This is a genomic window from Mycolicibacterium flavescens (assembly GCF_001722335.1).
Classification (GTDB): domain Bacteria; phylum Actinomycetota; class Actinomycetes; order Mycobacteriales; family Mycobacteriaceae; genus Mycobacterium; species Mycobacterium flavescens.
Genome location: NZ_MIHA01000071.1, coordinates 1 through 318, shown reverse-complemented (window position 1 = coordinate 318; position 318 = coordinate 1). Strand labels below are relative to the sequence as shown.

The following is a 318-nucleotide window of genomic DNA, read 5'->3' as shown; positions in this document are numbered from 1 at the left end:
ACGGCGCAGCGGTTGATGTTGTTCGCTGCCGAGCGGGGCTGCACCCGCCCCGGGTGCAGCGCCCCGGCCTATGAGACCCAGGTCCATCACGCGGTCGCCGACTGGGCCGATGATGGGCACACCAACATCACCGAGTTGACCCTGGCCTGTGGACCGGATAACCGGGCGGTCAGACCCGGCGGGTGGCGCACCGGAAAACGCAAAGACGGCCGCACCGAATGGCGACCCCCACCGCAGTTGGACACCGGCCAGGCCCGGGTCAACAACTACCACCACCCCGAGCGTTACCTGATCCCCGACGACGGCGCCCACGACGCC

At 69.5% G+C, this 318-nt stretch carries 1 protein-coding gene; it reads left to right on the top strand.

Annotated features, from left to right (window positions below; genetic code table 11):
- Nucleotides 1-15 precede the first annotated feature (15 nt).
- Nucleotides 16-318, top strand: a 303-nt coding sequence (locus BHQ18_RS28880) for an HNH endonuclease signature motif containing protein (protein ID WP_131815758.1), incomplete at its 3' end; no start/stop codon positions are given.